This is a genomic window from Bosea sp. AS-1 (assembly GCF_002220095.1).
Taxonomy (GTDB): domain Bacteria; phylum Pseudomonadota; class Alphaproteobacteria; order Rhizobiales; family Beijerinckiaceae; genus Allobosea.
This window is the reverse complement of sequence record NZ_CP022372.1, coordinates 5,089,525-5,102,061: the sequence shown is the minus strand read 5'-3', so window position 1 is coordinate 5,102,061 and position 12,537 is coordinate 5,089,525. Positions and strand designations below refer to the sequence as shown.

The 12,537-nt window shown below is 58.2% G+C and carries 11 protein-coding genes; 7 read left to right on the top strand and 4 right to left on the bottom strand.

Going from position 1 to position 12,537, the window contains the following annotated elements:
- Positions 1-11 precede the first annotated feature (11 nt).
- Both CE453_RS26155 and CE453_RS26150 read left to right on the top strand, forming a co-directional pair.
- Positions 12-455, top strand: coding sequence for a phage tail tube protein (locus CE453_RS26155; protein ID WP_089177254.1), 444 nt, complete (start codon positions 12-14; stop codon positions 453-455).
- On the top strand, positions 455-826 hold the full coding sequence (locus CE453_RS26150; protein ID WP_089177253.1) for a gene transfer agent family protein: 372 nt from the start codon (positions 455-457) through the stop codon (positions 824-826). Before CE453_RS26155 ends, CE453_RS26150 begins: the two co-directional genes overlap by 1 nt.
- 208 nt (positions 827-1,034) lie before the next feature.
- Here the strand turns inward: CE453_RS26150 and CE453_RS26145 are convergent, their stop codons facing one another.
- Positions 1,035-1,313 (bottom strand): hypothetical protein, encoded by a 279-nt coding sequence (locus CE453_RS26145; RefSeq protein WP_089177252.1) that lies wholly within the window; start codon positions 1,311-1,313, stop codon positions 1,035-1,037.
- 35 nt (positions 1,314-1,348) lie between these two features.
- Here CE453_RS26145 and CE453_RS26140 point away from each other — a divergent pair, with 35 nt between their 5' ends.
- Together CE453_RS26140 and CE453_RS26130 are read left to right on the top strand one after the other, a co-directional pair.
- Positions 1,349-3,910, top strand: coding sequence for a tape measure protein (locus tag CE453_RS26140; protein WP_089177251.1), 2,562 nt, complete (start codon positions 1,349-1,351; stop codon positions 3,908-3,910).
- A 389-nt stretch (positions 3,911-4,299) separates the two neighbouring features.
- Complete coding sequence (locus CE453_RS26130) at positions 4,300-4,812, top strand: DUF1833 family protein (RefSeq protein WP_089177249.1); 513 nt, start codon at positions 4,300-4,302, stop codon at positions 4,810-4,812.
- On the opposite strand, the gene CE453_RS28820 is transcribed toward CE453_RS26130, so the two are convergent.
- Positions 4,806-5,123 (bottom strand): hypothetical protein, encoded by a 318-nt coding sequence (locus CE453_RS28820; RefSeq protein WP_157733200.1) that lies wholly within the window; start codon positions 5,121-5,123, stop codon positions 4,806-4,808. The two genes, CE453_RS26130 and CE453_RS28820, sit on opposite strands and share 7 nt — an antisense overlap.
- Positions 5,124-5,213: 90 nt before the next feature.
- Here CE453_RS28820 and CE453_RS26120 point away from each other — a divergent pair, with 90 nt between their 5' ends.
- The 3 genes from CE453_RS26120 to CE453_RS26110 all read left to right on the top strand — a co-directional run bounded on the left by CE453_RS26120 (position 5,214) and on the right by CE453_RS26110 (position 11,844).
- Positions 5,214-8,411, top strand: a complete 3,198-nt coding sequence (locus CE453_RS26120) for a host specificity factor TipJ family phage tail protein (protein WP_089177247.1) — start codon at positions 5,214-5,216, stop codon at positions 8,409-8,411.
- Positions 8,412-9,387: 976 nt separating this feature from the next.
- The gene (locus CE453_RS26115; protein ID WP_089177246.1) at positions 9,388-11,490 is read left to right on the top strand and encodes a collagen-like domain-containing protein; all 2,103 of its coding nucleotides are present in this window, start codon (positions 9,388-9,390) and stop codon (positions 11,488-11,490) included.
- Positions 11,491-11,502: 12 nt separating this feature from the next.
- On the top strand, positions 11,503-11,844 hold the full coding sequence (locus CE453_RS26110; RefSeq protein WP_089177245.1) for a hypothetical protein: 342 nt from the start codon (positions 11,503-11,505) through the stop codon (positions 11,842-11,844).
- On the opposite strand, the gene CE453_RS26105 is transcribed toward CE453_RS26110, so the two are convergent.
- Entirely contained in the window at positions 11,841-12,053 is a 213-nt protein-coding gene (locus CE453_RS26105) for a hypothetical protein (protein WP_089177244.1), read from the bottom strand. The two genes, CE453_RS26110 and CE453_RS26105, sit on opposite strands and share 4 nt — an antisense overlap.
- Positions 12,054-12,155: 102 nt before the next feature.
- Positions 12,156-12,461 carry a hypothetical protein gene (locus tag CE453_RS26100; protein ID WP_089177243.1) on the bottom strand — a complete coding sequence of 102 codons (306 nt, stop codon included), beginning with the start codon at positions 12,459-12,461 and terminating at the stop codon, positions 12,156-12,158.
- Positions 12,462-12,537 lie beyond the last annotated feature (76 nt).

The window sequence follows — 12,537 nt, the reverse complement described above, 5'->3', positions numbered from 1 at the left end:
GATTATATTTAGTGGCACAGGCCCAGACCTTCCGCTGGAGCGGATATCGAGTCCTGATTGGAGACGGTGCGTCTCCAGAAGTTTTTTCGAGCCCATGTGGTTTCACCGAAAGAAGTTTTTCGATTAACCGCGAGCTTGCAGAGACTCTGACACCCGACTGCGCGGACGAAGACGCGCCCGCCTGGATGGAGCGCGATGTAACGAGCCAGTCAGCAACTATCAGCGGTCAGGGCGTTCTTGAAACTACCGCTCTTCCTATCTGGATTGGAAAGCTCGAGACAACCGAATCTTTCAATGCCCGCGTCGAACTCTGGCGGTCTGGCTCTAAAGTCGGAACTTGGGAGGGCGCCTTCGCACTTGAAACCTTCGAGACTTCGGGAACCCGTGGCGAGCGCGTGACTGTGAACGTCACTATGCAGAGCGACGGCGCGGTGACCTATACCGCGGCTACCTAATGTCCGGCGAAAACCGTAACGGATCGATCAGCCAGGACTTCGGCGACGGTACCTACACCTTCAGGCTCGCACTAGGCGAGTTGGAAGAGCTGCAGGAAAAGACTGACTGCGGGCCATTTGTCGTCATGCAACGGCTGGCGTCCAATGAATGGCGCACGACGGATGTCCGCGAGACCCTACGTCTCGGCCTGGTCGGCGGCGGAATGCCTGCTGCCGACGCTCTTAAGCTAGTTCGGCGCTATGTCGATGACCGCCCCGACTGGCTTAAAAACGCCCTTATCGCGCGCGTCGTTGTTCAGTCCGCGCTGATTGGCGCCCCGGAGGAGGTGCCGGGAAAAGAGTCCGCGCCGGAGGCCGAGACGGAGGTCTGACCCTTCCGAATGGTCGCCTTGTCTTCGGCGATTTTTACGCCGCTGCGGGCGCGGCGCGCATTCCGATTGGGGATATGCGAGCCATGTCATGGTGGCAGTTCAACGAAACTGTTGACGGCTATGTCAGGTCGAAAACCGGTGATAAGGACGACGGTCTTAGCGCGGTAGACGAGCAGAACATTGACGCACTGTTAGCGATTCCTATCGATTAGGAATTAGCCTCGACAAGGATGCGCTTGCCGCGGGTTGCCGCGGTGAGTGCTCCAAGAATGCCGGCGCCTAGAAGCCAAAACACAAGAATAATCGTTGTGACGGCGGATGTTCCAATAAAGGCGCCCGCCTGACCAGCGATTTCGGGTGTTTCGGATATGTGGTTGAGCATTGCCCACCAATAAAATCCGACTCCTACGAGCATCACAACATTGAAGGCCACAAATAGGCCCTTGAACAATTTTCCGAACACTCCGCGCTTGCGAGTCTCGGTCATGACTGTTTTTGACATTTTAACCGCCCGAGATTGATTTGGCCACAGAGCTTGAGCGCCTTTCGCTGCTGCTGGAAGTCCAGAGTAAGCAGTACGAAAATCAGATGCGCAAACTCAATAGCGTAACTGAAAAGAATTTCAACGCTATTGTCAAGCGCGCCGACAATATGGAGAGCAGTGTTTCTGCTGCTCTTGGTAAACTGGGGCCGGCTGCTGCGGCAGCAGCCGCTTCGGTTGCATCGGTTCTGTCGGTTAACAAGATCCGCGAGTATGCGGACGCTTGGACGGACATGGCGAACAAGATTGCCGCGTCCAGCGATAAGATTACAGACATCGCGGGCGCGCAGAGTCGGGTTACGGATATTGCTCTGTCGTCCCGCTCCGATCTCGGCGCTACGGCCAGTCTGTACGCTGGACTAACGCGCTCCTCGGAAGAGCTAGGTGCTAGCCAAGCACAGGTTTTGCGCGTCGTTGAGACCGTAAATAAGGCTCTTGTTGCCGGTGGCGCGTCGTCGTCAGAGGCGGCGTCGGCAATCTTGCAGCTGAATCAGGCGCTGGGCTCTGGTGTTCTGCAGGGCGATGAACTTCGCTCACTTCGCGAGAATGCGCCCACTATTGCGGCTGCTATCGCGAAAGAGTTTGGCGTCACCATCGGTGAGCTGAAAAAGCTTGGCGAGGATGGAGAACTTGTTGCAGGCCGCGTGTTCAAGGCTCTTTTGGATTCTTCCAAAGACATTGACGCTCGGTTTGCCAAAACAAACGCGACGGTTAGCCAGAGCTTCACCAACCTCCAGACTGCGCTGACTCGCTACATCGGCCAGACCGATAAGGCCACGGGCGCGTCACGGGCGCTGGCGTCTGGAATTCAGTTTGCGGCCGATAACGCTGAGACTACCTCCAAGGCGCTTGTCGTTCTCGGCATAGCGTTGGCGGGGGTGGGCGGAGCCATTCTGGGCTTTAGCGCCATCCCTGCATCTATAGCCGCGGCGGGCGCGGCGGTAGTCCTGTTTAGCGATCAGATTCATCCAATCGCGGGCGAGATTGCGACTATCGCGGATTACGCGGCGGTAGCATTCAACGTTGTCAAGGAAGTCAGCGCCGACGCCGCACAGTTCCTTGCGGAGAAATACGCAGCCGCTGCGGACTTGGTGACTCAGGCTTTTGAAGCCATGGGCGGCGGCGACACACTCGGCAAGATTGTCGAAGTGGTCAAACAGACCGTAAACTCGATTATTGGCGCTTTTAGCTTTTGCGCTGCGCAGATTGTTACGGCGTGGACGGCGATCGGGCCTGGTCTGGCCGAGGTCACCGTGAATGCCATGAACGGCGTCATTGCAACGGTCGAGAACGCGCTTAAGAAGATTATCGGCGCGATCAATTCTGCTTTTAGCGGAATTGGCGTCACGGCGCTGCCCACGCCGGATTTCGGACGCATTGAAAATGCTTACGCTGGCGCCGGCGCTGCAAGCGCAAAGGCGTTCGGCGAGAACTTTAAGCTCCTTTCAAAGGACTATGTCGGTGATGCTTTAGGAGCCGCGTCTGGGGCACTGAACAAGTGGGCTGACGAGGCCAACAAGCGCGCGATGGATCGCGCCCGACGCAACTTCAGGGCCAGCGAGGCAGCCAGTCAAACGGACCTTGGCAAACTCGACCAGAAATTAAAGCCTGGGAAACCCAAGGAAGAGAAGGGTGGGGGAGGCGGTAAGTCCGAAGAGGACAAGGCAGAAGATCGGCTCAACCGATACATCGATAGCCTGGCGCGACAGAACTTGGTCCTGCAGGCCGAGATCGACAATTTCTCGAAATCAAACGCCGAAAAGCGTGCGGCTATCGAATTGGCAAAGGCGGGCGTAGACCTAAATCGGCTCGACGCTGAAACGCGCGCCGATATGATTAAGCGCCTCACAGAGCAGACGCAGAAATCTGAAGAGCTTCGAACTAAGCTAAAGTCCCTTGAGGATCAGAAGAAAGCATACAACGACGCCAGCAAGTTCTTCGGCGACGCCATCACTGACAGTCTTGAAGACCTTATTCTAAATGGGTCTAAGGCCGAAGACGTCCTCAAGAACCTTGTGAAACAGCTCGCGAAGGCAGCCCTTCAGGCCGCGCTGATGGGCTCCGGCCCGCTGGCGGGCATCTTCGGGACAACCGGCACGAACGGCGCCGCAGGTGGCCTATTCGGGTTACTGGGCGGACTGCTCAAAGGCTTCGACTCCGGCGGCTATACAGGTTCCGGCGGCAAGAACACCCCGGCGGGCGTCGTCCACAAGGGCGAGTACGTCTTCACAAAGGCCCAAGTTAAGAAGCTCGGTCTGGGCAACCTAGAGGCTTTGTCGCGCGGTTATGCGACAGGCGGCCCGGTGGGCATGTCGGTGCCGTCGATCCCTTCTGGCCTATCCGGCGGCTCGGCTCCGAAGATCATCGTGAACAACACACAGTCTCAGAGCGTCCAGGCAACTCCGAAGCAGGAGTCCAACGGGGACATCACGGTGCTTATCAGCGCGGTCGAGGCGCGTATGGCGGACAACATGCTGCGGGGCCGCGGCCCGCTTAATGCGGCGATTGGCGCCAAGCAGGCTAACCGCCAACTGCGCGGCTAAGGGATAATATGGCAATTGTTACTTGGCCGACAGAGGTGCCTTATGCGCCGCTGTCGGCGAACCTTGCTCCGGTTCAGACATATAGCGCCCCGGTTAAGAGCGACACGGAGGGCGGGCCGCCGATTATGCGGCCTCGCCCCGGGCCGCGGTCTACAGAAATGCCGTGGCAGTCTGGGTGGCTCAAGCAGGGCCAGTGGGAGGCATTCGAGCAGTTTGCCCGCTACGATCTGAAGCAGGGCACGCTGCCGTTTATTATGCCGGTCTGGCGCCCCAATGGCTGTTATCTCGAGCGCACGTGCCTGATTAAGGATGGCTCGTGGACCTGCGATTTCAGTAAAGCGCCTTTAGTGCGCGTTAGTTTCACGCTTATTGTTTGGAATTGGTAGTTTATGGCCCTCAGCCAAGCGCTCGAGGAGGCGTACGCGGCTGTCGACGTCTCCGGCGATCTTTACGATACGATCGAGATAAATCATCCAACGCTAGAAGCGCCACTTCGCTTTGTTAAGGGAGTCCGTATTCCGGGTGAGTACGAAACTCTTGATTTACCCGTCCCCGGAAATCCAACAGCCACTTTTACGGTCGTCGATTTCAGTTTCCAGCGCCCGGGGTTCGATGAGGGCGGATCGTCAAAGGCCCGCATTCGAGTCGACAACGTCTCGCGCATTCTGCAGCAAGCACTTCGCGATGCAATCTCGTCGGACCAGCCGTTTAGTGTGACGTATCGGTGCTATTCGACGAACGATCTCAACCATCCCGACGAATATAACGGTCTGAAGATGGGATCCGTTACCGTGAATGCTCTGAGTGCCGAGGGCGATCTGTATTACGAACAGGTCGAAATGCAGGCGTTTCCGAAGCGGACTTATGATTTGGACACATATCCTGCATTGTACAATCAGTGACCCCCGCCGCATTCATCACAGCCAACATCGGCAAGCCATACAGCTACACCGGCCTTCACTGTTGGGAACTGGTGCGCCGTGCCCAAGCCGACATATTCGGGCGCACTCTGCCTGCGGTCATTGAGCACCCCCGCAGCAAGGTAGGAATCGCGAAGCTTATGCAGCGGCGTGACAGGCACAAGGGCTGGCATCGCGTAGAGGCGCCAAAGCACGGCGCGGTGGTCTTCATGACGCGCCAAGGGCACGGCCCTGAGCGAGCCGCCATTCACAGCGGTGTTTATCTTGCCGTCGATGTAGGCGGCATTCTTCATACCGACGACCCGCACGGCGTCGTGTTCGAGTCTTTGATGGAGCTACGCGCCCGGAACTGGGTCGTTAGCGGATTCTACATTCCGGATTAAATGGCTGACATTCTGTTTCGTCGCTGTGACGGCCTTGAGGCCGGCGAGCGCATCGTGCTGTCTAAAGGGCGGCGGCTGCTTTCTGCCGTCGTCAAAGCACATGCTGACAAAAGCCGACCGTTCATCGTGTCGCTGTGCAGGCGCAAGCGCGCGGACAGCGCCGCGGATGTCTCTATCTGCCTGCGAAAGACGTGGTCGCGCACCAGTGTTCGCAAACACGACACGGTCGTTATTGTTTATCTACCTATGGGCGGCGGCGGCGCTTCTGGGGGCGGGGGCGGCGGATCCAAGGGTGCGTCAATCGGGCTCGTCGTAGCGGCTATCGCCCTTGTCGCGGTCGGACAGTTCTGGGGCATTGCCGCGCTGAACGGCGCGCTCGGGCTGGCGGCGACATCGTCGGTAGGCGGGGTCATCTGGGCAGCCGGCACGACGGCCTTGCTGGCGGGCGCATCATACCTACTGTCGAAGGCGACGAAGGCCAAGGCTGACGACACTGACAACCGGCCAGTTTATGGCGTTGCGGGCGGCGGCAACCAGCCGCGCAGCGGAGACCGAATTCCGGTCATCTATGGCAAGTGCTGGAACGCGCCGGACCTTAGTCAGCCGGACTACACCACATACGACGGCGACGATCAGGTTCTTTACAAGCGCATGACGCTTGGCTGCGGCAAGTATGCCGTTAAGGCCATCCGCGTTTCCGGCGTCACCATGTGGACTGCTACCGGCGGACTTACGCCGCCGTTCACTGGTGCTGCTGTTGAAGTCATCTCGCCGGGGGGCGTTTCTTCGCTTGTCCCCGGCTCTGTCGTCAGTGTTCAGGCGGTCAGCAACAACCAAATCCCGAAGGCTGCTGATTTTCCGAACTATGCGGGTCCGTTTGATTTTGGAGCCGACGCGCCGCTGCAGACACGCATTCAGCTGGACTATTCGCTGGCGTCTGGCTGCTACGCTATCCCGCAGAGCGGCAAGTTTGAGGGTAAGCAGTACCCGACTGACTGGGGCGTCATTTTCGAGTACGCCCCGTGCGACGAGGACGGCACACCTACCGGTGCATTTACGACGCTTTACGCGGACGGCGGAAACACGCTGTCAACGCGCCCGATGCGGTTCACGCGACTCGTTGACGTGCCATCAGGGCGCTACACGGTCCGCGCACGAAACATCGGGGCAGCGGATACGGTTTCGCATCCGTCTGGCTTCGACGCAGAAGTCACCAATGCAATCGTCTGGGAGGGGCTTCGGTCCCATAACGCTGAAACCATCACGCGCCCGGGCGTGACCGAGCTTGCCATGCGGATTCGCTCCGGCAAGCAGCTTGGCGTCACAACTTATGGTGACGTTGAGGTTCTGACGAGCCGCGTCCTCCCCGTCTGGTATGGTGGCACTACTGGCTGGGTCGAAGAGGAAACCGACAAGGCCGTCTGGGCCGCGGTCGATGTGCTTCGAAACACTGATTATGGCGCCGCTATCGATGACGGCCTTTTGGATCTGGACCGGTTCAAATTCTATTCTGACAACCTGTCAGAATATGACCGGTTTAGCGCGATTATCCGTGGCCCAGTTTCGGTCTATGAAGCCGCAACGACTGTCCTCGGCGTTATGCGGGCATCGCCGCTTCGACTGGGCAGCATCTGGACCCTTGTCCGCGATGAGCCGAAAGCGGTTCGAAAGCACGTCATCAGCCGACGACAAATCCTGACGGATTCCAGCGGCCAGACATTCAACCTCGACATTAACGACGGCTCTGCTGACGTCATTGTCGAGTGGTATGCGGATGGTGATCCGAAGCGCAGGCGCGAAAAGCGTGTCACTTTCGGCACGCAAACGCTGACCCCCAAACGGATGTCGGCAACGGGCGTTACAGATGGCGCGCACGCCATCCACATTGCGACGTGGGCGGCGGCGACAGCTTATTACCGCCGCGAGCGCCGCAGCCTGACCACAGAGCTTGCGGGCCGGTTGTTCCTACCGAACGACTCGGCGGCTATCGACAACTGGTATTTTGACGCAACCTATGCGGCAGGCGTGCAGGATCGCGACGGGCTGGTGCTCGCGGTCGATTCCGAAATGGAGTTGCCAGCATCGCCGTACGCCATCCTCCGAGCCCGCGACGGCAGGGAATGGGGGCCGGTTGCTGTAACGCTGGTTGGAGACCAGTTAACGCTGGACGCCACTGACGTCGCGCAGGCTGAAGCACTTAGTGGGCTATCGCTCGACGAGGTTTTGGGCACCCAGACACAGGCTCTGACGACTGTTGTTGTCGGCACGCTGACAGAGGTTCAGGACGCCTGGCTTATCCGTGCGGTGAGCTTTAGCGGTGATACGCAGGTCGGTGTCGAGGCGGTCTACGACGCTCCGCAAGTGTGGTCCGCCCTTGACGAGCCGATTGTTGTTCCGCCTCCCCCGCCCAGTAGTGGGCTCGAGAACGACGCATCCGTCACTGTTAGCTATGTGCGCGCCAAGGCAGTGCAGCGCAACGGCGCGATGTTCATGGACTGGGCCGTTGGTCGCAGCACGGGCGCGACGCAGTATGCTGTTCGCATCAGCTACGACGACTGGGCAACCAGCGAGGACGTATATCGCGGCCCCAACAGCAGCGGCACGCACCCCCTACGCGAGACCAGCGGAACTATCCGAATTCGCGCGCGCGGCATTTCCGGGACGGGATATCTCGGGCCGGAAGTAGAAAACGCCTTCAGCGTCGCGCCGGCCGTTCTGGACCTGGGCAACGCAACCCCTGGCTCGCTGCAATATCAAGCCTTCTTTGAGGGCTTGGAGCCGGTCGGACTGGTTACTGATCTTCCTGACTTGTTCGGGTATCAGGGGCCTAAGGTTGTTGCGCTCAAGAACGCGACCACAGGCAATAAGCTTGTTCTCTACAATCTGAACGCAGCCGGAACGGCGTGGGAACCGGCGGCGGCTGCAGATTATGTGGCCAACAGCATTACTGCAGCCGCAGTGCAGGCCGGAGCGATCACCGCAACGGCTATGAATGTCGACGAGTTGTCGGCGATTACCGCCAATATGGGCTATGTAACGGCTGGCGCAATGGACATCAACGGCAGATTTTCCGTCGCCGCTGATGGAACAGTCACCATTAAAAATGCAGCAACAGGAGCTAGGCTGGTTATCACCAACACTCTATTACAGGTATACGACGCTAGCAACGTTCTGCGAGTGAGATTGGGTATCTGGTAAATGCCTCAAGGGTTACAGATTTTCGATCAGTTCGGAAATCTGAAGGTTGATATTAGCGAACGGCTCCTGCGGTTTTTGGGTGATCCTATTATTGCAGGAGCCGGGACTTCAGGCTCTATTACGAACGACGGCTTACTAACCGGAACTCCGTTCTGGATGGGCAATGCGTTCAACTCTGGCGGTAGTTCTTATTTCCCTGGCGAAACCCTATATCCGCCATCGGTAATTATATCCGGTAACGTTTTATCTTACTCGATTCCTTCGTTTGTTGGTACGCAGGTGATCCAATATGGTGTTTATTGAGTGCCGGCTGGTCTAACTGTTTTCAATACAGATAATACCGTCCAGGTTGACGAAAACTGGAGGAACTACGGGTTTAGGCAGGTTATTCCGGCAACGATTACTGCTTACTATACATCCCCACCAAACCCGCCTGGCTATGCCGGGATGACGTATTCCATGACTGTTCCCGGGTCTGCTGCACTTCTTATCGGGTGCAAGGCGGAGCAGCTAATTCCAGCCAAGACACATCAATACTATGACGGTACGAATTGGACGTTCAACTGGATTTTTATTGTCCCCGGGGCAACAGCCGTAACTGAGACAGTCCAATTCTATATTTTCGACACTATGGACGCGTCCTATTCCAACGTAGGGCTTGAGGTCTTTAACGCGTCTGGGATTAGAACGTTTCACTCCGATGCTCCAGTTATGAAGCTTGGCGCCGTGAATAATTGTTCTGTTGGATTCACGGGTGCTTCCGGCAAATCCTACGTCCCAGTTATTCTTTCAAATCCTCTCTGCAGTGATTTCATTGGCGGGGTTGGATACAGAAATCTCATGTATTGCCTGAGAACCAGTGGCAACGTGATAACTCCGTCTTACACAATGCTTGGAGGCGCTTTCGCTACTGCCGGCGCTTACACAAATCTCGGGCTTTACGCCGCTATAGACGTAACTGGACTATCTTAAGTTAATGATCAAAGACATTTTCTTCTTTCCGATTTCGACTGACGAAGACCTTAGTTACGTTCTTGAATTTTCCGGCCTCGATCTATCGGGTCGCAACTTTCAGGTTCTGATTAAAGACAGGGCCTCCGGCACCATTAGGGCCACACTTACCAACGGCAGCGGCATTACCATCACCGGCACGAATGTGCTCGAGGTGGCCTATGCCAAGGACGGCATGACCGGTTGGCCGCGGGGGGAGTACACGGCGGACGTGGTCGATATCACCGGGGGCACGCATGCTCGCATTATGGCTGTGCGGTTTGTTCTGGACCTGCCTGGGCGGCTGGTCGGCGGCGTCAAGGACCGTAAGGCTTTTGTTACGTGGGGCAATAACACCGCCGTTGTCACTGCTACCGGTGCCATCGGACCCGTCGGACCAAAAGGCGTTCAGGGCGACAAGGGTTGGTCGCCAGCCTTCGCTGCGATTTCAGACGGCGCTCGTCGCGTTCTGCAAGTTGCAGACTGGGTCGGCGGTGCGGGAACCAAGCCGGTTGTCGGAGCATATGTCGGTGCCACTGGACTGGTGTCCAACATCGTTGACGCCGTCGACATCCGCGGCCCGCAAGGAACGATTGGAAACACCGGCAATACTGGCGCACAAGGCGACAAAGGCTGGTCGCCCGTGCTTGCCGTAGTCACGGATAGCGCTCGGCGTGTCCTTCAGGTTTCGGACTGGGTCGGGGGAGCAGGCACAAAGCCCGCGTCGGGTGACTATGTCGGGCCGACGGGGCTTGTTTCAAGCATCGCCAGCGCAGTCGATATCCGAGGCCCGCAAGGCCCCTCGGGTTCGGTTACCGACGGCGACAAGGGCGATGTCGTCGTGTCGGGGGCCGGCGCGGCGTGGACGATCGATAATGACGCCGTCAGCAATGCCAAGCTCGCCAATATGGCTGATGGTACGTTCAAGGGCCGCGCGACCGCAGGAACGGGCGATCCTGAAGACCTGACTGGATCTCAGGCAACGGCGCTCCTTAGCGCCGTGGTGGGCGACAGCGGATCGGGCGGCACGAAGGGGCTTGTTCCGGCGCCGGCCGCGGGGGATGCCGCCAAGTTTCTATCTGGCGGTGGCTCGTGGAGGGCGATAACCGTCGGTTTGGCATCAGACGTCAACACCTCGCTACGGGCCGATGGTAAGGGGCTGTTCTGGGACGCCGCGTCGAGCACGTACATCCATGCCTGGGCTGCGCCGAAAGACTGCACGATCGACCTGCGCGACCTGATGGATGAGCAATACGGCGCTGGAGCGTGGACGCAGCGGACTGGGGTCAATATTGGCTCAGACATCGTTCCGGCTCTGACGATCGGCCTTGATCGGCTGCGCGCGGCCTATGGGCGCGGTCGCGTACTGATCCCGCCTGGGTCGTGGCTGGCCAAGACCGTCATCGATCCGGCCAAGCTCTCCGGCATGACGATCGAGGGCATCCATTCGCAGGCGGGTAAAATCATCTCGTCGGCGGCCGGTAATCTGCTCTACTGCAACGGGGCGGGGGATTTTACCGGAGGCGCATGGCGCCATCTGACCCTTATGCGCGAGGACGGCTTCTCGACAAACGTCTCCGCAATGAACCTGCAGGGGGATGCGACCGGGCAGCCCGATCAGTTCGAGGTCGAGGACATTTACTGCACGGCGATCGGCTCTGGGTTTTGGGGATCCGGCCTGGTCTGCAACGGGCAGTCCCGCACCAGCCCACAGGGTCTGCGCGTCGTTTCCGGCCGCAATATCCAGATCTTCAAGTGCGGTGCGGCAGGCGGTTACGCGGTCGGTTTCTTCAATGTTGTTCAGGGCGACATCAGCAATCTCGGCATCTATTCAGGCACAGGCTCGCTCGGCAACAACGTATATGTCGGGGGCGGCGGCGCCGCTAACACCAACACGACACAGCTCGATATCCGGGCTCTGACGGTGGGCAATGAACTGAATTTGACGAATGCCGTCGATGTCACGATCCAGGGCAAGTGCGTCAACCTCGTCGCCGCTACATCTTTTGACTTCTACGACCTGTTCCTGAACATGTCCGGCGGGTTTATCGGCGCGCTTGGCGCTAACGGCAGGTCGCAATTTCTTTGAGAGGGGTTAACGATGGCAGTATGGGCTTTACGTTGCGCTTCAGCGGACAGGATCGACCTGTTCGAGGCGCAGATCGTGCGGCGCGCCAGCGGTAAGGTTGAGGTCAGGGGCGGGAACGTCCGCAGCCCTTACACACCAGATGAGGTCTGGATCGTGAAGAAGGGCGCCCTTGACGAGATCAAGGGTTTCGCTCGCGAGATAGAAGCGGAAATGCGCACCTTGCCGCGCGCCGACGACATCAATTTCGCCATCGCTCGCGACGGCGTCAGTCGCGACATGACGATTCGAGCCATGCAGTTCCTGAAGCGCCTCTGTGTCCCCGGCCACCACTTCGTGAGTGGGCGTGAGGGCTAGACCGGTTGGCTCGCACGGATCTGTGCTCGTACCTGTTTCTCAATCTTGTCGGCGTTTTGAACGGAGGCGATGAGGGAGAATTTCAGCTTATGCTGTACGAAAGCGCGGGCATCTGTTCCATTCAAGGCGCTCGTGATGGACAGTCCCTCCAAGACGCGCTCGGCTTCTCGCATCGCCCATTCAATCAGGCGCTCATCATAGGCGCTCATGTCGCTTCCCACCCTGACCTAGGCGCGCCGCCGGGTCAACCAAACGGCGCGCAACGTTGTTATTCAATCTTAACTACACTGTCGAGACGCCCCTTGCGCATATCACTTCGTCGCCGCGGCGACGATTGCGATCCGGGATGCGATGTCGGGCGGAGCAAAGTAAAGGACAACCAGCCACGCCAGGATTGCGACTGCAAGCCAGCTTGTGTGGCGAAATGAACTGAGAAGAAAAACAATAAGTCCGACCCGCCAAGCCGAGTAGTCGAAGAAGGTCTGGCTGGTCGCGACAACCACTGCCGAGAGGGATAGAAGGGCGCTGCGGGCCACTTTCACGGCCCTGGATTTCAGGCGATCGATTAAATCGTCTAATAACGCACCGACGTCCTCGCTGAAGGAGGTCTCGCTCATCCGCCGCCCCGTCTAATCAAGTTTGATTGGCGAAAATCTACATCCCGAATTGGCTAAGTCAACGCCCATTCGTCCA